Genomic DNA, 18243 nt, shown 5'->3' with positions numbered 1-18243 from the left:
ACGGAAACGCCCTAAAAAAGCACCTCTATAATTTGCTGATACGGTTGAGCAAAACAAAGTCGGCAAGAACCAGGGCTGCCATAGCTTCAACTATGGGTACCGCTCGTGGAACAACACATGGATCATGTCTGCCCTTGCCCTGAGCCTGGACCGCGTTACCTTCCTTATCAATAGTCTCATAAGCCTGGATAATGGTAGCCACAGGTTTGAAAGCCACATTGAAATAAATATCCATACCATTGCTGATACCACCCTGTACTCCCCCACTGTGATTGGTCTTTGTACTGCCGTCCGAATTGAATAGGTCGTTGTGCTCACTTCCTTTCATAGACACCCCTTTAAAGCCGCTGCCGTATTCAAATCCTTTTACCGCGTTGATGGAAAGCATGGCCTTACCTAATTGGGCATGTAGTTTGTCAAATACCGGTTCGCCAAGACCCACAGGAGTATTCCGGATCACACAACTGATCACTCCGCCAATGGTATCGCCCTCCTTACGTACGGATTTGATATAATCTTCCATTCTAGCAGCGGTATCCGGATCAGGGCAACGAACGGGGTTTGACTCTGTTTTTGTCAGGTCCAGTTCGTTAAAGTCTTTTTCAAGCTTAAGGGTTCCGACCTGGGAAACAAAGGCGTTAATGGAGATGCCTTCGAGCAACTGCTTTGCAATAGCTCCGCCTACTACCCGGCTAGCGGTCTCCCTGGCCGAACTTCGGCCACCACCTCGGTAGTCCCTGAAACCGTACTTCTGGTCGTACACATAGTCCGCATGCGAAGGACGGTAAGAATCTTTGATATGACTGTAGTCCCTGGATTTCTGATTGGTATTGTGAATGACAAAACCAATTGGGGTTCCTGTGGTTTTTCCCTCAAAGATACCGGAATAGAATTCAACGGTATCCGGCTCCTTGCGCTGGGTGACAATAGCGGATTGTCCAGGCTTCCGGCGGTCCATTTCTGCCTGTATGGCTTCCATATTCAAGGATATACCAGCCGGGCACCCTTCAATAATTCCGCCGATGGCGGGTCCATGTGATTCTCCGAAGGTGGAAAGTTTAAATAGGTTTCCGAAACTGTTCCCAGCCATATGATGCTTTTGTGGTTTAGAGTCCTAAATAGCTTACAGATCTCTTAAGGTTGAACTTCAGGCGACGCGCTGTACGAAAAATCACCCGGCTATGTACTTCAAACAGTAGCGTTATATTGCTCTACTTGCTGTTTTGACGCCAAAGGTAAATGTTAAATAGCTCTCCGCCAAGTAGTCGCTTCGCTTAATATTCGCTTAACACTACTGTTATTCACTTAATTTAAAGTTAACCTGAGGATTATGAATCCTTGATATGAAATTGAATATTAATTATACCTATGGGTTTAATTTTGTCCTTAAGAATCTAACCTGTATGTGAATTGAAAAAACGCAAACTAGAGGTAGCCGTCATCTCTGATGTGCATTTAGGCACTTACGGCTGCCATGCAGATGAACTTATTGCTTACCTCAATAGTATTAAGCCCAGGAAACTGATACTTAACGGGGACTTTGTGGACATTTGGCAATTCAGCAAACACTACTTCCCGCCTGCACACCTGCAAGTGCTTAAGAAGATCATAGGAATGGCCTCCAGCGGCACCGAAGTTTTCTATATCACCGGGAACCACGACGAGATGTTGCGCAAATTTGCGGATATGAAGGTGGGCAACTTTAACCTGGTAAATAAACTGGTCCTGGAGCTCGACGGTAAAAAGGCCTGGTTCTTTCACGGGGATGTCTTCGATGTATCCATAAGACATGCTAAATGGTTGGCCAAATTAGGTAGCTACGGCTATGGGGCACTCATATTACTTAACCGTTTTATAAACTGGTTGCTACGTTTGCGCGGCAAAGAGCGATACTCTCTGGCCAAACGCATAAAGAACGGGGTGAAGAGCGCGGTGAAAAGGGTCAATAATTTTGAGAAGGCCGCGGCGGACCTTGCCGTGGAGAACAACTACGACTATGTTATCTGTGGCCACGTGCATAAACCCAAAAAGGAGCATTACGAAAATAAGCACGGGAAATGCTTATACCTGAATTCCGGGGATTGGGTAGAAAACCTCACAGCTCTTGAATATTCCTTTAAGCGCTGGAAAATCTACAGGTACAATGAGGACAAGCTCTCGCCATTCTACGTTGACGAGGATCTTAAAAGCATGGATATGAATGAACTCATCGCCTCTATTATAGATCTCCGCTCTCAACAGAAAAAAAAGAAGGAAAAGGACGGGGAGTCCTTAGACGAGTAAAGCTTGCAGTAGTACTGTTGCCGGATGTAATGCCGTCCTTTTCGTCCCATCAAAGATCTGGTGCCTGCAGCTGGTTCCATTGGCAGCTATAATGGTATCTCCATTTGCCTTTCTGACGGATGGGAACAACTTTAGCTCCCCGATCTGCATGCTGGTCTGGTAATGCTCCTTTTCGTAACCAAAAGAACCTGCCATACCGCAACAACCGGAGCTGATAATAGAAACCTTATAATTCTCAGGTAAATTCAATGCATCAAAAGTGACCTTTTGATTCGCCAGGGCCTTCTGATGGCAGTGCCCGTGAATTTTTACTGTCTTGTGTTCCCTGGTAAATTGTTTTGATGTGATTCGCCCTGAGGTGATCTCATCCGATAAAAACTCCTCCAGGAGATAGCTATTCCGGGCAACCTGGTCCGTAAGGCTCTTGTCAAAACCAAATCGATGATACTCATCCCGGAAAGAAAGAATAGCTGAAGGTTCTATCCCCACAACCGGCCAGTTTTTTTCTGAATAGGCCTTTAGTTGCTCAAGATTCCTGGCTGCAAGTTTTCTGGCCTGTTTTAAAAAGCCTTTGGAGATATACGTACGTCCGCTTTCCGCTTTAAAAAGTTCCACATCATACCCCAATCTGACCAATAATTCCAGAGCATCTTTGCCAATTTCCACATCCAGGTATCGTGTAAACTCATCTATATAAAGAACTATTTTCTTTCCATTTACATTATGCTGATCTTTAAGCTCTTGCAGATATCTATCAAAATTAAAACTTGATACTTTTGGAAAGCTTCTGGCAGGGGCAACACCAGCACTTTTCTTAAGGGCCCCGGAAAGCACAGGAGAAGAGTATACCGCATTGGTAAGCCAGGCTACTTTACTCCCGAGTCTGTTTAGACGGGTATTGTATGCGAATAGCTTATTTCTAAGCGAATAACCATTGGTTTCCTGGTATTGATACTGGAATTCCGCCTTTAGGGCAGCGACATCTACATTACTGGGGCATTCTCCTGAACATGCCTTGCAACTCAGGCATAGATCAAATACTTCCTTAAGCTCTTCATGGTTAAAAGGATTGGGTTTTTCCGATTGCGTCAGGAACTCCCTCAATGCGTTTGCCCTTCCCCTGGTCGTATCCTTTTCATTCTTAGTAGCGTGATAACTGGGGCACATAGCGCCCTGCATTTCGTGGGATTTTCGGCAATCTCCACTGCCGTTACACTTTTCCGCAGCTCTTAAAATGCCCTGGCTATCCGAAAAATCCAGCAAGGTGCTTATCTCCGGCTCCGTACGATCAATTTCGTAGCGCAGTGAAGCATCCATAGGGTATGGATCCACGATCTTACCGGGGTTGAAAACCCCCTGAGGGTCAAAACAGCTCTTTACTCTTTTTAGTAATTCATAGTTGGCCTCCCCTATCATAAGCGGAATGAATTCTGCCCGAACTATACCATCTCCGTGTTCTCCACTGAAAGAACCTTTGTATTTTTTGGTCAATTTAGCTACATCAGTAGTGATGGCCCTGAATAGCTTGACATCATCGGACTTTTTAAGGTCCAGGATTGGCCGCAAGTGCAATTCCCCTGCCCCGGCATGGGCGTAATACACCGCTTCCTGTCCATAACCCTTCATAATGGCCGTAAACTCTCCTATGAATTCACTCAGGTCTTCAATTGCCACAGCGGTATCCTCAATACAGGCCACAGCCTTTCGATCTCCTACCATATTACCCAAAAGGCCAAGACCCGCTTTTCTTAAAGCTATGGCCTTTGCAATATCCGCTCCTTTAAGCACCGGATGCGCATAACTCTTTCCGGAAGTCTTTATAGTGCTCAAAAGTGCCTCCAATTGTGCATTAAGGCCTGCATCATCCTCGGCTTTTACTTCTAACATGAGCAGCGCCATAGGATCTCCCTCTACAAAAAACCGGTTCTTTAGTTGCTCCCGGTTGTTCTTCGTGCAATCCAGTATCACCTTATCCATCATCTCGCAGAGATGCAGCCCGTGTTTCATTAGAGGGGCAACATCTTCAAGACAGTCCTCCAGGGATTTGTAATGGGTAACCACCATAGCCGCTTTTGGAGGTGGTAATTCATCCAGTTGTAAAGTGATCTCAGTAGTGAAAGCCAGTGTGCCCTCGCTCCCGCTAAGTAGTTTACACAGATTGATATGTTCTTCTTCTCCGTGGAATATTTCCGCTTTGAACAACTCGTCAACAGCGTAGCCAGTGTTGCGCCTGTGGATACTTTCTTTAGGAAATTTTTCGATAACTTCCTTTCTTATATCTCTATCAGACAGCTCTTTATGCAAACTCTTATAAATATTTCCTTCAAACGTATCTTCTTTGCTTTTCGCAAGGTATTCCGCAGAGGTCATTGAGTGGAATTCAGCCAAAGAACCATCGGAAAGCACTGTTTTCAGACCTACTACCTTATCCCTGGTTACTCCGTATTGAATGGAGGTAGTACCACTGGAATTATTTCCCACCATACCTCCTATCATACATCGGTTCGCAGTGGAGGTATTTGGTCCAAAGAAAAGGCCATGTGGCTGCAGATAGGCATTCAACTCATCCCTGACCACTCCGGGTTGAAGTGTGACCTGCTTTAATTCTTTGTTCAGGCTGATGATTTCTGTAAAATGCCTGGATACATCCACAACAATACCTTCACCAACACATTGGCCTGCCAGAGAAGTACCGGCCGTACGGGGTATTAGTCCGATCTTATGGGTAGCAGCAAATTTGACCAGTTTCTGAATGTCACTGGTAGATCTAGGAAAGGCGACTGCCAATGGTATTTTGCGATATACAGAAGCGTCCGTAGCATACAAAGCCCTGTTAAGTTCATCACTATGTAACGTCCCCTCCAGCTCCCTTTCCAGGCTATTCAAATAATTTTTATCCAATTTGGAACAATTTTTGGGTACTAAAGTAAGTTTTTATTAGCTGAAGATCATCCTTAAGATCTCATCAATTGAATCAAAATAAACAGAAACGCATGAAAATTTTAAAAGCACTCCTTTTCGTATTCTTTTTTACCGGTCTTTCGTTACAAGCTCAGGAAATATCAGATCACGCCCTCGGCCTTCGCCTTGGGGACAGTGATGGCTTCGGGGCCGAGATATCCTATCAAAAGTCCATTGGCCGGTACAACCGCGCCGAAATTAACTTAGGATGGCGGGACAGCCGTAATTTTGACGCCTTTAAACTATCCGCACTCTACCAGTGGGTACATTCCATAGATGGCAATTTCAATTGGTACTACGGTGTTGGTGGCGGGCTCGGTAGTGTAGACTTTGAGCCCATTCCGGGAACAGGTGGCGCGGATCCGGTAACTCCGGATGGCGGACTCTTTATATTCGCGGCCGGGGACATCGGGGTTGAATACAATTTTGACATTCCCCTGCTCCTTTCATTGGATTTCCGGCCGGAAATTGGTCTTTTGGGCTACGACGATTTCTCCGATAATTTTGATTTTGATATTGCCCTGGGTATCCGGTATCAGTTCTGATACACTTGAAATTTACGGGTTTAGGCAGACACAAGCTTATGTTAAGTGTTTTTTTTATTAAGCTTGATATCTGTACCTTTGGCCATCATAAATTTCTTTCGATGAAAATATCTTTATACGCCATCGCGGCTGTGTTTGTCTTAGCCGCATGTGGCGGAAGTCCTGACGGTTATACTCTTGAAGGCACTTTAACCGGAGAACTAGAGAATGGCACCCAGGTTTTCTTAAAGAAGACTGATGAGCGCAACCAGCCTGTTGATGTGGATACAGCCACTGTTGAAAATGGCACGTTTAGCTTTGCAGGTGCCTCATTGGTACCGGAGTTGCACTACATCTTCATTGACAAGATCCGCGGAAATATCCCGGTAATCCTTGAAAATGGGACTATTGAAGTAAGTGCGCAAAAAGATAGTCTGGCATTCGCCAGGATCTCGGGCACCCCTCAGAATAAACTCTTCGCAAGCTTTCTAAAAGAGTCAAGGGCCATGTCTGCCAGGGCCAATTCCATGTACAATGATATGCGGGCTGCCACGACTCAAAACGATACTGTACAAATGAACTCCCTGCGGGACGAGTATTTTGAATTGCAGGAGGAAGCCAAAAAGTTCGAGATGGATTTCGCGAGGGAAAATCCAAATGCATTGATCTCGCTATTAATTCTGGACAAAGTATTCACTACAAAAGCCATTGGCGATGAAGAGGCCAGAGTACTATTCGATGCCCTTGCACCGGAACTCAAGGAAACTTCAGTGGGAAAGAAACTAAAAGAAAAACTGGAAAAAGGAAAAAGCACTTCTATAGGAGCAAAGGCCCCTAATTTTACCGGGCCCTCCCCTAGCGGAGAAGAACTGGCGTTACACGATGTGCTGGGAAAAGTTACTATTCTGGACTTTTGGGCGGCATGGTGTAAACCCTGCAGGGCAGAAAACCCTAACGTGGTTCGGATATACCACAAATATCGCGATAAGGGATTGAGTATCCTGGGTGTTTCGCTGGACAGAAGAGCGGAAGATTGGAAAAAAGCCATTGAAGACGACGGGTTGGTGTGGAATCACATTTCCAACGTCAATTATTTTGATGAGATTGCTCAGTTGTACAATGTCAATGCAATCCCGGCTACTTTTATCCTGGATGAAAATGGTGTTATCGTCGCCAAGGATCTACGCGGTCCGGCCCTTGAAGAAAAGATAGCAGAATTGCTGCAGTAAACATTAAGAACATCGGCAGCAAATAAAAAGAGGCTGTCAGAAAAGTTCGTTGGTGTAATGGTCACATCGAGCGCAGTCGAGATGTGATTGATTGTCGGAACTTCAATGAGTTCTCGACTGCGCTCGAACAGACAATATACGCCTTATCACAGCCTTTTATTCCTTAAACTTATCTCTTAAAACTTGTTTTGAACGTCATCAAAGGTGCCGGTGACCGTTGGATTCCCATTCCGTACTACACTACCAAAGATATTGGCGACTGAACTGTCTCCTATAAATTCCAGGGTAGCGCCGTCATTGAGGATCAGGTTACCATAGACCGTAAAGTTTCCTTCTATCCTTAAAGTCGCTCCACTATCTACTGTGACATTTCTCCTGCGGTTATTCCTTGCTACAACCAGAGTACCATTCATCTCGAAAACACCTCCGGAATTTATGTTCACACGGTTATTACTAGTCCATGATCCGCAAAGCAGCAACGAACCATTAACAGTAATATTATTGAAGCGCTTCGCTCCCGTATATCCAACATCATCTCCGGAATTGACAGTCAGCTTGGAACTTCCGTCATAAGCTGGCAAAGATGCGCATTCTGTAGCCAGGCTCTCACTGGGCTTGTTCAGTTTAATAACCTGAACCCCTTCCCTTCCGGAAGCAGAGATAACATAATCTCCTTTTGTAGCTACATAGTTGGTAGAACCATCCAGTTCTATGATCCCGTATATATCGTTATTAGTCGCGTCCTTTTCCACAAGGCAAAGTCCTGCGCCACCGTTGGCCATCAAAATAATATCGTCATTTGCTGCTGTGCCCACGGTAACAATATCCGCTTCGGCAACACCTTCAGGGTTGATCAGAATAGGGATGTATTCCAACAAACTCCCCGAACTCAGGCTATAAACCCCGGCACCATTGGCAGCCTCGGGCACCACAATTCTGTCGCCTGAGAAGTCTAAGGTCCTTTTAGAGGCACCTCCAAAGTCTGTAGAAATTGGGATGTCCTTCACGGACTGGAACCCACTGTCTAAAACGCGGATACCGCTTCCGGCATCCAATAAGGCAATGGTACCATTGTCTACGGCAACAGATCTTAGGTCAGCAAAAGAAATTTCATTTTGCACACTGAGATCAGAAGCATTATAAGAGGTCAGGGTACCATCCCTTCCGCTGGTTACCAGGACCGAACTACCGCTGATCTTAACGTCGTTGGCGTTAAAACCCTGCTGAAAGGCGTAAGAGACACCTCCGCTAAGGCTGAGGCGTCCATTGGAAACCCTGATCTTTCCAATAAAGGAGTTGGAAGTAGCGGTTGCGGAGGTTTCCGCATTGACCCCACCTACGATATAAACATATCCGTTGCTGTAGGCGATGGAGTTAAGATCAGCATTCAGGTAAACCAATTGTGATCTAACGCTTGGGTTGTTCGGATCTCCAATATCAATGATCTGTATCCCACCAAAATACACTTCCCCGGCAGTATTGTAGGAGACATAGGCATAATCTCCGTCTATATCCACGTGGGAGGCGGCCAGTTCACTACCGTTATAGCTGGGTGGATTCACCTGTGCAACAAGGGTCAAGGGATAATCCCCTGCCTGTTCATTGGCTTTGGCAGTATTAGACTTGTTCGTAATGGTTTCTTCTTCCAGAATATCAAGTACCCCGGATTTGTCAAAACTCAGCCTGCTCTGGAGAACAGCTTCGTTTTCTTCCAGTAGTATATCTTCTTGCAGATCGTCCTTAAACACAGTAGTTTCGTCACTACAAGACACAATAAACACAATGAGAATTGTGAAAAGTCGGGCAACTCTTTTCGTCATAAGTAGGTCGTACTTTAGTTGTTTGGGTAACTAAGTAACGTGCAAATATCCAAAATGGTATATTTTCTTACAATAATATTCGATAAAAGGCATGAAATACAGGAGGATAGTGAATTTCAGAAAGGATATGATCCCTAAAGTTTACCCAGTTTCTCCAAAACAAACAGAATTACAATAGGCACGGCGAGCAGCACCACCATAACCGTATCTGTTACAATCAGTTCCGGTTTAAAGAGTAAAGTAGTAGCATAGCCTCCTATGGCACCTCCGAAGTGCGCGGTATGCCCGATGTTCCCTATACGGCTCTTCATCCCATAAATGGAATAAAGCATGTAGCCAATACCCAGAATGTAAGCGGGAATAGGAATGGGAATGAACATCAAAGCCAGTTGCATTTCGGGTTCCAGCAAAATAGCGGCGTAGAGCACTCCGGTCACCGCTCCACTGGCACCGACCGCACTGTAATAGGGTTCGTCCCGGTGGAAGAAAAGTGCCAAAAGACTTCCTGCGATAAGACTAATAAAATAAATGATCAGGAATTTGGCCGGATTGAACCAGTAGATCACCACATTAGCAAAAAAATACAGGGTGAACATATTGAGGAACAGATGGGCCAGGTCTACATGCAGGAATCCCGAAGTAAGCATACGCTCCCGCTGGCCTGACCTGATAGCCGCAATCCCGAATTTATAGCGTTCAAAAAAAGCCCCATCATTAAATCCTTTCAAGGAAACCAGCACATTGGATGCAATGATAGCGATGGTGGCCAGGTGGATGTTCATAGAAATGCGGATTATTTATAAGTGCCAAATATAGCTATATTTGCCCATAGTTTTGATCTAGATGCAACTGCTGGTTTATTCCTTTGCCTATCCTTTTTTATGGCTAATTTCCCGGCTTCCTTTTCGGGTTTTCTACGGGCTTTCTGATTTTGTATTTTTCCTGGTATATCGGGTTTTTAGATATCGAAGAAAGGTAGTGATAAACAATCTTAAACTGGTTTTTCCCGAGAAAACCGCTGTTGAGATCAATACCATTTGCAAAGCCTTTTACCGGCATATGTGCGATATGTTCCTGGAGATGATCAAAACCCTAAAACTTAATGAAACAAGCCTTAAAGAAAGATACCGGCTGATCAATCCGGAGATGCTGCAGGAATTGGAAAAAAATCGAAGTGTATTGGTCCTTTTTCCGCATTACGGGAACTGGGAATGGAGTATTATCGTGAATCGCTACATTGAATCCAAAGGTTATGCGGTATATCAGAAGATAGGGAATGTGTATTTTGACAGGCTTATACGGAAGATCAGGGCTAAATGGAATACCAGCCCGATTACCCAAAAAGAGACCGTACGAACTATAGTCAGAAACGAAAAAGCCAATGTACGGGCGGTTTATGGCATAGTAAGCGACCAGTCGCCGCAAGCACATGTAGCACAGTACTGGACAGAGTTTATGGGGATTAAGGTGCCTATTTACAATGGGCCTGAAGTCATAGCCAAAAGGCTGAACCTGGCCGTTTTATTTGCCCGGGTTAAAAAAGAAAAACGCGGCTACTACTCCCTGGAATTGATACCTATCGCCGAAGAAGGTGCCAAGACAACCCAAAATGAGATCACAGATACCTTCCTGAGGCTTACCGAAGAACAGATCCGCGAAGAGCCCACATTTTACCTCTGGACACACAAACGCTGGAAACACAAGGACAAGGTTCCCGAGGCTTTCTCCTGATCTTTTCCCTCTCCGATTAAATTTTTATTCTACCTTTAATAGTCGCTTAAATGAACAAATATGGAGCTGTTAGAGGGCCTTTGGAATGAAGTGATCGGATTTCTGGGCATTACTCAGGTACTGGAAATACTGCAATCTGGCGATTATACTGCTTTCCGTACCTATGACGGGGTGTTGTCTCTCATCTATCCTATCATTCCGCTATTGGTAATTCTGGAATTTATCCTGGGACTGGTCTATAAAAAGCCTCAGACCAAGGTCTACAAAGTAAACTTCCTCATCTATGTATTCAATCGTTTTGTGGGTAGGTTCATTGCCATAGCCATGGTAACTTTTTGTATTGGGTTGTTCCAACCATACGCCCCATTTCAGACCTCATCTACCTGGTACTGGTTCATTTACGCCTATATTGTTTGGGAATTCGGACATTTTATCTATCACTACCTCGGGCATAAGGTAAGGCTCTTCTGGTGTCTGCACGCTACACATCACGCTCCCGAGGAAATGAACCTTTCGGTGACCTATGCCCATTTTTTCCTCGAAGGGCCTTATGCGGATACTATAAGAACTACAGTTTGCATACTGGCAGGAGTAGAACCCGCTATGCTCTTATTGATCATGTTTATAGACGGTACCTACGGAGCCTTTATACATGTTGGTGAGAACTTTATCAAAGATGCCAGATTCGGATGGCTGAACAAGATCATGCTTACCCCATCCCATCACAGGGTACATCATGCCAGGAATCCACTTTACATCGATACCAATTTTTGCAATCTCCTGAATATATGGGACAGGGTTTTCGGCACCTACCAGGAAGAACAACCAGAAATAAAAATAGAATACGGGGTCACCCGAAAAATGAATACCGGTAATTTCTGGGATGTGTATTTCGGAGAGATAGTGGCTTTGGCCAGGGATGTGTTCCAGGCTCCTGGTTTAAAGAACAAGTTACTATACCTCATTATGCCACCAGGCTGGAATCATACCGGGGCACATAAAACCGCTAAACTGGTTAGGGCTAAATACTTCAACAATATTGATAAATAGAGCTATTTAAAAAGCTATATATCAATATTATACAAATATTCAATAAGTCAATCGATCCCTGCTACAGATCTGATCTCTTTAATAATGCGATCAGCCAGTTCATCTGCTTCGCTTTGCGATTTAGCTTCCGTATAAATCCTGATGATTGGCTCCGTATTGGATTTCCGCAGATGCACCCAATTCTCGGGAAAATCAATTTTTACCCCATCAATAGTTGAGATATCTTCGTCCGCATATTTATCCGCCATAGATCTCAATATACCATCCACATCCAGGTCCGGAGTGAGGGCTATTTTTTTCTTACTCATGAAATAACTTGGGTAATTGTCCCTAAGTTGCTGTACACTACCCCCGCGTTCTGCCATCAACATCAAAAACATTGCAGTTCCTACCAGGGCATCCCTGCCGTAATGACTCTCCGGATAGATAATTCCTCCGTTACCCTCTCCGCCGATCACCGCGCCTATCTCCTTCATCTTGGTAACCACATTCACCTCACCTACCGCCGCCGCCTCATATTTTCTTCCGTGCTTTTCCGTGATGTCTCTCAAAGCCCTTGAGGAAGACAGATTAGAAACCGTATCCCCTTTCGTTTTTCCCAGAACATAATCCGCGCAGGCCACCAGGGTGTATTCTTCACCAAACATTTCTCCCTGGTCCGTGATAAAGGCCAGCCTGTCTACATCTGGATCTACTACAATACCAAAATCCGCTTTCTCCTCAACCACCAGTTTACAGATGTCGCCCAGATGTTCTTTCAACGGTTCCGGGTTGTGCGGAAAATGTCCGGTAGGGTCGCAATACAATTCAACTACTTCCACCCCTAAGGCCGCCAGCAACTTAGGAATAGCGATTCCTCCTGTAGAATTTACACCATCGACAACAACCTTAAAACCTGCTTTCTTAATGGTCTCTGCATCGATCAGGGCCAGATTTAGAACCTCGTCTACATGGATATCCATATAAGCATCGTTGCGGGTGATCTTCCCGAGATCGTCCACTTCCGAAAACTCAAAGGCTTCTTTTTCTGCCAGTTCAAGAATAATCGCGCCCTGGGCCGCATCCAGAAACTCACCCTTTTCATTAAGTAACTTCAGCGCATTCCATTGCTTGGGATTGTGGCTGGCCGTCAGAATAATACCTCCGTCCGCTTCCTCAATGGGTACGGCTATCTCTACAGTTGGAGTTGTGGAAAGACCGAGATCCACTACATCGATTCCAAGTCCAACCAGGGTGTATACCACTAAATTCTGGATCATTTCTCCGGACAATCTGGCGTCTCTTCCAATGACCACTTTCAACTTATTCTTACCTGAGTATTCCTTTAGCCAACTACCGTAAGCCGCTGCAAATTTTACTGCGTCAATAGGGGTTAAATTTTCGGCGGGTGCTCCTCCTATGGTTCCCCGGATCCCGGAAATTGATTTGATTAGTGTCATAGATGTAGAAAAAGTTTTTGCAAATATACATCTCTGGACTATTTTCCTGTGTTGCTAATTTGTAAATTCGAGCTGACTAATTTCATACCCATAGGTGAATTTTTTGGCGCATATCTATCTTTCCTTTGAGGATGACGAAATCACGATCGGAAATTTTATTGCCGACAGCATTAGGGGAAAGAAATACAAACACCTGCCGGAACGCGTACAAAAGGGGGTGCTTCTGCATCGGGAAATAGATACCTTTACGGATGCCCACCCCGTACCTCGCCAAAGCAGTAAGAGGCTTCACCAGAACTACAGCCATTACAGCCGCGTGATCGTAGACATCTATTACGATCATTTTCTGGCAAAAAACTGGGAGCGCTACTCCGAGATCCCCCTGGATTCGTTCGTTGAACGCTTTTACGACTTGCTGGAAGACAATGTGGAACTGCTGCCTGACGGCATTAAGCGAATGATGCCCTATATGATCACCGATAACTGGCTTTTGAATTACGCTAAAATGGAGGGCATAGCCCGTGTTCTGAACGGTATGAACCGGAGGACCCTGAACCGGAGCAAAATGAACTTTGCAATATTCGACCTGGAAGAGCATTATACATCTTTTGAGTCAGAGTTTACCGAATTCTTTGACGAACTCATCATATTTTCCAAACAAAAATATCTTTCCCTATGCGAAAACTGATTGCGATCCTAAGCTCTGCCCTACTCCTACTAATCGGATGCAAACCACAACCGGCCCAACCTACCGGCCTGGTGACCCAAAATGCTATGGTGGTATCCGCCAGAGCAGAGGCCTCAAAAATTGGTGTTAACATTCTGAAACAGGGGGGAAACGCTTTTGACGCCATGGTGGCCACAGAACTCGCCCTTGCCGTCGCTTATCCCTACGCCGGGAACCTAGGTGGTGGTGGATTCATGGTCTACCGCAAAGCAAATGGTGAAGTTGGTGCTCTGGATTATCGGGAAAAAGCCCCATTGTCCGCACATAAGGATATGTACCTGGATTCTCTGGGAAATGTAATCCCGGGAAAAAGCACTAAAGGTGCGACTGCCGTTGGGGTTCCCGGGACTATTGCCGGTATTTTTGAAGTACACAAAAAATTTGGAACGCTTCCTATGGAAGATTTGATAAATCCGGTTATAGCCCTGGTAGACCAGGGGGTATCCGTAACCGAAAAACAAGCGGCCAGACTAGACCATTATTGGGATCAGATCATTGAAGTAAATGGAGATTCCACTCTCTTTTTCAACAAATGTGTCGAGGGGGACACATTGCGTTATCCTGCACTGTCTAATACACTGAGGAGGATCGCCAAGAACGGTCGGGATGAGTTTTACAAAGGAGAAACCGCCACGATCTTATCTGAGTTCATCCAAAAAAGAGGAGGTTATATCACCTTGGAAGACCTTGCCAGATACCAGGCGAAATGGAGGGAACCCATACAATTTGAATACAAGGAGCTGAAGATCACCTCCATGAGCCCTCCCAGCAGTGGAGGAGTAACCATGAATCAGATCTTTAAGATGATAGAACCCTACGATATTGGCGACTATGAACACAATAGCCCGGAAGCTATTCAACTGTTTACAGAAGCGGCAAGGCGGGCATACGCGGATCGCAACTATTTCCTGGGCGACCCGGATTTTGTATCTATTCCGCTCAACACCCTTCTCGCGGATAACTATCTCGCGGAACGAATGAATAGTTTCGACTTTAAACAGGCCACCCTTTCCTCCGATATAAGGGAAGGAGAGATCTCGATATCGGAAAGCTCAGAAACCACCCATTATTCTATTGTGGATGCCCAGGGAAATGCGGTTTCAGTGACTACCACCTTAAACGGGGCTTATGGCTCCAAGCTCTACTGTGATGAACTGGGCTTTTTCCTAAACAATGAAATGGACGATTTCAGCGCTAAGCCCGGAGTTCCTAATATGTTCGGCCTGATCGGTGCTGAGGCCAACAGCATAGCCCCGGAAAAGCGAATGTTGAGCAGCATGACCCCTTCTATCGTTGAAAAAAACGGTAAATTGTGGATGGTAGTCGGCACCCCTGGAGGTTCTACCATAATTACGGCGGTTGCACAGACAATTCTCAATACTTACGAATTTAATTTGAGCATGCAGGAAGCGGTAAACGCGCCTCGTTTTCACCATCAGTGGTTACCGGATGTGATCACTTTTGAACCTGAAGGATTCCCGGAAAGCACCAAAGAAAGGCTGAAAAGCAAGGGGTACATCATCAATGAAAAACGCACTCCCGTGATCGGTAAGGTGGATGCTATACGTGTCTTAGAGGATGGCAGACTCGAAGGAGGAGCAGATCCCAGAGGTGATGACACCGCAATGGGGTTTTAAATAAAATATTATGAAGAACTTATTGATGTTTTTGCTTTTTACACTGGCCTTTGTGGAGGTTAAGGCACAGACCGTAAAAAACCTAAAAGAGATAAAAGACATCTCCTACCTGAGCCCCCGTGAAATTCAGGTAGACAGCCTGCAAAAGCTACACCTTATTCTGCCTGAAGGCATAAAAAACCCACCTTTACTTCTATGGATAGGCGGAGGAGCATGGTCTTTTGTAAACCGGCATAAAGAGCTTCCGCTTTGTAGAAAGCTCGCAAAAAACGGGATTGCGGTGGCCTCGATAGGGCATCGACTAAGCAAAGGGTCTTTTTCAGAAAAGAGACATGAAGAGGGCATAAAGCACCCGGAACACATCAAAGATGTAGCAGCGGCTTTTAGTTGGTTATATAAGAACGCGAAGGACTATGGCTATGACAACAGCAAGATCTTTGTAGGCGGTTTTTCTTCTGGCGCCCATTTGGCGGCACTTTTAGGTATGGACGAACGGTATCTGAAAAAATACGGGCTGAAGACGGATGATATCAGCGGTCTCTTACCCATATCCGGAGCTTTCGATATTCATCACTACTTTGATGCTTTTGCCCAAAGTGAAAACGGCGACACTCAGGAACTGGCCAAAACACATGTGATGGATGTTTTCGGGGATCCTTCCGGTTTCAAAGCCGCGTCCCCGGCTACTTATATTGAGCAATTGCGGACCCCTATGCTGGTTGTCTCGGATGGAAGCGTGGCAAGATATACAGAACATTTTGAGAAGTTGTTAAAAGCCTCCAACTTTGCTTCGTATAAGTTTAGCTACTTTTCCGATTTCGATCACGGTGCTTTGTGGAAAAATATGTCCGAAGACGACTCAAGTGCAGCCCGTGATCTCATGGTAGAATTTGTACAGCATCATTCCGGGAACAAGCTTAGATGATCAGTAAGTTTTTAGTCTAAAGCTCGGAAAGTCCGAATTCGTGTAGAATCACCTGCCATTCTTCCGTTTCCATAATCTCCAGGATCTGCTGAGAGATCCTGGCCTCCAGATCGGTGTGTTGTCTGGATAATCCAAAGGCATAGAACTGCACATCAAATTTTACGGGAAGCACACTCAGGTTGTCACGGAGTACCGGGTCTTGTTTGATCCGATAACGCAGAATCGGCTCGTCATACATAAAGGCATCTATTCCGTTATCCCTGAGCTCCAACAAGCCGGGCCTGACCCCTTCAAATAACCGCACATCCTTAAAGAAACGTCTCTTTAAAAAGTCGGCGCTACCTGAGTTGCTGATGGTCCCTACGGATCTTTCCTTAAAAGCATTAAAGCTGTCGGCGTTGCTACTGAGCTGATTCACCGTAAGGCTGGAAGCTATGCTGGCTGTAAGCCCTGAGATGAAAAGGAGTCCGGTAAACATTAACAACAAGGCAGTGATCTTACCGCTTCTGCTCTTAGGTGATATATCCCCATAACCAACGGTGGTCAGGGTAACAACGGACCACCACAGGCCGTCCCAGATCCCCTTGTAACCTTTGCGGAACTGTTCAGGGTTCTTACCCTTTTCAAAATACCATCCCGCAAAACCAAAGACCAGAATAATACAGAACAAGATGAGAAAACCTCTCAGGAAATTACGGTTAAAAAACCCCTTTACGAATTGTATCACCTTCTGATAAGATGAGATCTCCGCAACTGCAATGGTGGAATTTGAAGCGTAAAAGGAGTGCGTAAACTCAATCTGCCTGCTTCTGTCACTGGTAATGGTCAACGGATTTATACTGACGTCTATACTCCCTGTTTGCAGAGCATTGAGCATCCCGGCAAAATCCATCGGAACCAGTTTATACTCAAGCCCCAGACTGCTGGCAACTTCCTCCCACAGCCAGATGTTGATACCTGTGAGTAATTCATCCTCCTGAACGATAAACGGAGGAGCAGATGTATAACCAACTATAAGGGTATCCCTTTCAGATTGTGCCCTGACGCCACTAAACAACAGCAACAGGACCAAACCGCTTAGGAAGTATTTCATATCGCAAGCACAAATTTATGAAGTGGCCTAAGATACGATTTTGAAGTTCTTATCCGGATTATTGCGCGAGCTTTTGTTTGAGCTCCTCCATACTTTGCTGCAATTCCCTTAGCAGCCCTTTTTCTGTGGTAGCGTCCTCGCCAAAAGTTATTTTACTGTTGACCTGCCATATCTCCTGAATCTGAAATGGCTTAATCTCGTAAGGCGGGTAGTTGTCATTAAGCGAGATAAGGGTAATATTATTGGAATTGGGTTTCTTTTCTATTTTCTTAACCAGAACAGCATCTTCCAGAACCACCACATACATTTTATTCGGGTTGATGTGGTCTATATGTTCAACGGCTTTGGCCAAAACCCATTCTCCCGGCTTTAGATTCGGTAACATACTGTCTCCTTCTACCTGAAACCCCCTATAGGTCGCGTTCCTGAATTCGGGTATGGGAAGATCGAATGCCGGAAGTTGCTGATACCAGCTTGTATCCTGAATATTCTGGGGATAGCCGGCTGCGGCTTTGGCATTGACGAGTACCATATTTTCCCGGTCCTCGGAATCTACGGTAACCACCTTCGGGATGACACTTGCAACAGAAGTTTCCAGGTGTTTCTGATTGCTCTCTCCAAAAAGCCATAGGGGATTGACCTTGAATTGCCTTAAAAGCTCGGCGACAACCTTACCGGAAAGTTTGGTCCTTCCACGCTCAATATCGGCAGTGGTATTGGAAATTCCCAATAGCTTGGCAAACTCTGCCTGGGTAAAACCCTCGTCTCTTCTGATCTCAATAAAGCGTTTTAAGGTAAGCTCATTTTCCATAATTCAGCCCGTT

The 18243-nt window shown here is 45.2% G+C and carries 15 protein-coding genes; 8 read left to right on the top strand and 7 right to left on the bottom strand.

The features are described from left to right. Positions 1 to 25 precede the first annotated feature (25 nt). On the bottom strand, positions 26 to 1090 hold the full coding sequence (gene aroC / locus GTQ38_RS14110) for a chorismate synthase (RefSeq protein ID WP_161436189.1): 1065 nt from the start codon (positions 1088 to 1090) through the stop codon (positions 26 to 28). A 320-nt stretch (positions 1091 to 1410) separates the two neighbouring features. Here aroC and GTQ38_RS14105 point away from each other — a divergent pair, with 320 nt between their 5' ends. Further along, positions 1411 to 2283: a UDP-2,3-diacylglucosamine diphosphatase gene (locus GTQ38_RS14105; RefSeq protein ID WP_161436188.1), complete on the top strand. Its 873-nt coding sequence runs from the start codon at positions 1411 to 1413 to the stop codon at positions 2281 to 2283. Here the strand turns inward: GTQ38_RS14105 and GTQ38_RS14100 are convergent. Then, positions 2272 to 5184 (bottom strand): FAD-binding and (Fe-S)-binding domain-containing protein, encoded by a 2913-nt coding sequence (locus tag GTQ38_RS14100; RefSeq protein ID WP_161436187.1) that lies wholly within the window; start codon positions 5182 to 5184, stop codon positions 2272 to 2274. The genes GTQ38_RS14105 and GTQ38_RS14100 overlap by 12 nt on opposite strands. 92 nt (positions 5185 to 5276) lie before the next feature. On the opposite strand from GTQ38_RS14100, the gene GTQ38_RS14095 reads away from it, so the two are divergent. Continuing rightward, positions 5277 to 5789, top strand: a complete 513-nt coding sequence (locus GTQ38_RS14095) for a hypothetical protein (protein ID WP_161436186.1) — start codon at positions 5277 to 5279, stop codon at positions 5787 to 5789. 101 nt (positions 5790 to 5890) lie between these two features. Further along, positions 5891 to 6997, top strand: a complete 1107-nt coding sequence (locus GTQ38_RS14090; protein ID WP_161436185.1) for a TlpA disulfide reductase family protein — start codon at positions 5891 to 5893, stop codon at positions 6995 to 6997. A gap of 176 nt (positions 6998 to 7173) precedes the next feature. On the opposite strand, the gene GTQ38_RS14085 is transcribed toward GTQ38_RS14090, so the two are convergent. Together GTQ38_RS14085 and GTQ38_RS14080 are read right to left on the bottom strand one after the other, a co-directional pair. Continuing rightward, the gene (locus GTQ38_RS14085) at positions 7174 to 8817 is read right to left on the bottom strand and encodes a hypothetical protein (protein ID WP_161436184.1); all 1644 of its coding nucleotides are present in this window, start codon (positions 8815 to 8817) and stop codon (positions 7174 to 7176) included. Positions 8818 to 8951: 134 nt separating this feature from the next. Continuing rightward, positions 8952 to 9599 carry a rhomboid family intramembrane serine protease gene (locus GTQ38_RS14080; protein WP_161436183.1) on the bottom strand — a complete coding sequence of 216 codons (648 nt, stop codon included), beginning with the start codon at positions 9597 to 9599 and terminating at the stop codon, positions 8952 to 8954. A 61-nt stretch (positions 9600 to 9660) separates the two neighbouring features. Between GTQ38_RS14080 and GTQ38_RS14075 the strand changes: the two genes are divergently transcribed. Beyond that, positions 9661 to 10548 (top strand): lysophospholipid acyltransferase family protein, encoded by an 888-nt coding sequence (locus tag GTQ38_RS14075; protein WP_161436182.1) that lies wholly within the window; start codon positions 9661 to 9663, stop codon positions 10546 to 10548. Positions 10549 to 10608: 60 nt separating this feature from the next. After that, the gene (locus GTQ38_RS14070; protein WP_161436181.1) at positions 10609 to 11598 is read left to right on the top strand and encodes a sterol desaturase family protein; all 990 of its coding nucleotides are present in this window, start codon (positions 10609 to 10611) and stop codon (positions 11596 to 11598) included. A gap of 47 nt (positions 11599 to 11645) precedes the next feature. Here the strand turns inward: GTQ38_RS14070 and glmM are convergent, their stop codons facing one another. After that, the gene (gene glmM / locus GTQ38_RS14065) at positions 11646 to 13037 is read right to left on the bottom strand and encodes a phosphoglucosamine mutase (RefSeq protein ID WP_161436180.1); all 1392 of its coding nucleotides are present in this window, start codon (positions 13035 to 13037) and stop codon (positions 11646 to 11648) included. Positions 13038 to 13131: 94 nt separating this feature from the next. On the opposite strand from glmM, the gene GTQ38_RS14060 reads away from it, so the two are divergent. The 3 genes from GTQ38_RS14060 to GTQ38_RS14050 are packed head-to-tail and all read left to right on the top strand — an operon-like array spanning position 13132 to position 16326. Beyond that, positions 13132 to 13725, top strand: a complete 594-nt coding sequence (locus GTQ38_RS14060; RefSeq protein ID WP_161436179.1) for an acyl carrier protein phosphodiesterase — start codon at positions 13132 to 13134, stop codon at positions 13723 to 13725. Further along, complete coding sequence (ggt, locus tag GTQ38_RS14055; protein ID WP_161436178.1) at positions 13713 to 15401, top strand: gamma-glutamyltransferase; 1689 nt, start codon at positions 13713 to 13715, stop codon at positions 15399 to 15401. Before GTQ38_RS14060 ends, ggt begins: the two co-directional genes overlap by 13 nt. A gap of 10 nt (positions 15402 to 15411) precedes the next feature. Further along, entirely contained in the window at positions 15412 to 16326 is a 915-nt protein-coding gene (locus GTQ38_RS14050) for an alpha/beta hydrolase (protein WP_161436177.1), read from the top strand. Between the two features lie 16 nt (positions 16327 to 16342). Here the strand turns inward: GTQ38_RS14050 and GTQ38_RS14045 are convergent, their stop codons facing one another. Further along, positions 16343 to 17419, bottom strand: coding sequence for a transporter substrate-binding domain-containing protein (locus GTQ38_RS14045; RefSeq protein ID WP_161436176.1), 1077 nt, complete (start codon positions 17417 to 17419; stop codon positions 16343 to 16345). Between the two features lie 58 nt (positions 17420 to 17477). Beyond that, positions 17478 to 18230 carry an XRE family transcriptional regulator gene (locus tag GTQ38_RS14040; protein WP_161436175.1) on the bottom strand — a complete coding sequence of 251 codons (753 nt, stop codon included), beginning with the start codon at positions 18228 to 18230 and terminating at the stop codon, positions 17478 to 17480. Between the last annotated feature and the right edge of the window lie 13 nt (positions 18231 to 18243).

This window comes from Poritiphilus flavus (assembly GCF_009901585.1).
GTDB classification, from domain to species: Bacteria; Bacteroidota; Bacteroidia; order Flavobacteriales; family Flavobacteriaceae; genus Poritiphilus; species Poritiphilus flavus.
Note: the sequence above shows the minus strand (reverse complement) of the source record. Positions and strands in the feature narration are given on the sequence as shown.

What these genes read in the sequence shown, in the direction of transcription:
- aroC (WP_161436189.1), bottom strand. Translation starts at nt 1,090, where the DNA reads ATGGCTGGGAACAGTTTCGGAAACCTATTTAAACTTTCCACCTTCGGA.
- GTQ38_RS14095 (WP_161436186.1), top strand. Translation starts at nt 5,277, where the DNA reads ATGAAAATTTTAAAAGCACTCCTTTTCGTATTCTTTTTTACCGGTCTT.
- GTQ38_RS14090 (WP_161436185.1), top strand. Translation starts at nt 5,891, where the DNA reads ATGAAAATATCTTTATACGCCATCGCGGCTGTGTTTGTCTTAGCCGCA.
- GTQ38_RS14085 (WP_161436184.1), bottom strand. Translation starts at nt 8,817, where the DNA reads ATGACGAAAAGAGTTGCCCGACTTTTCACAATTCTCATTGTGTTTATT.
- GTQ38_RS14080 (WP_161436183.1), bottom strand. Translation starts at nt 9,599, where the DNA reads ATGAACATCCACCTGGCCACCATCGCTATCATTGCATCCAATGTGCTG.
- GTQ38_RS14075 (WP_161436182.1), top strand. Translation starts at nt 9,661, where the DNA reads ATGCAACTGCTGGTTTATTCCTTTGCCTATCCTTTTTTATGGCTAATT.
- GTQ38_RS14070 (WP_161436181.1), top strand. Translation starts at nt 10,609, where the DNA reads ATGGAGCTGTTAGAGGGCCTTTGGAATGAAGTGATCGGATTTCTGGGC.
- glmM (WP_161436180.1), bottom strand. Translation starts at nt 13,037, where the DNA reads ATGACACTAATCAAATCAATTTCCGGGATCCGGGGAACCATAGGAGGA.
- ggt (WP_161436178.1), top strand. Translation starts at nt 13,713, where the DNA reads ATGCGAAAACTGATTGCGATCCTAAGCTCTGCCCTACTCCTACTAATC.
- GTQ38_RS14050 (WP_161436177.1), top strand. Translation starts at nt 15,412, where the DNA reads ATGAAGAACTTATTGATGTTTTTGCTTTTTACACTGGCCTTTGTGGAG.
- GTQ38_RS14045 (WP_161436176.1), bottom strand. Translation starts at nt 17,419, where the DNA reads ATGAAATACTTCCTAAGCGGTTTGGTCCTGTTGCTGTTGTTTAGTGGC.
- GTQ38_RS14040 (WP_161436175.1), bottom strand. Translation starts at nt 18,230, where the DNA reads ATGGAAAATGAGCTTACCTTAAAACGCTTTATTGAGATCAGAAGAGAC.